Here is a 375-nt window from a genome sequence, read left to right as displayed (position 1 = left end):
CCGTAGTTGTGCACCGAAGCGTTATGAGCGGGTGCGCCGGAAGTCATGTCCTGCGCCCTCCCCTTCCGCTCGACCGAATCGTTCCCGAGGAACTCCACATCTCAAGGATGCGGCATCGGCCGGGAAGCGTCACATACCGCGGGGCACCGGCTCCCGATCTACGGCCCGGCGCCCCCGTCGCCCCGCCCGCCGGAGGGCGGACGGGGACACCCGCTACCGGCCATCGCCGGTCATCAGCGCACCAGGCCCCAGCGGAAGCCGAGCGCCACGGCGTGCGCCCGGTCCGAGGCGCCGAGCTTCTTGAAAAGCCGCCGGGCGTGCGTCTTCACCGTGTCCTCGGAGAGGAAGAGCTCGCGCCCGATCTCCGCGTTGGAA

The 375-nt window shown here is 70.4% G+C and carries 1 protein-coding gene; it reads right to left on the bottom strand.

What is annotated here, in order from left to right:
- Positions 1-233: 233 nt before the first annotated feature.
- Positions 234-362 (bottom strand): LuxR C-terminal-related transcriptional regulator, encoded by a 129-nt coding sequence (locus tag AC1DUE_RS20770; RefSeq protein WP_477041286.1) that lies wholly within the window; start codon positions 360-362, stop codon positions 234-236.
- Positions 363-375 lie beyond the last annotated feature (13 nt).

The sequence above is a fragment of the Cellulomonas sp. P4_A2 genome, from assembly GCF_056402515.1.
This window is presented reverse-complemented; position numbering and strand designations above follow the sequence as displayed.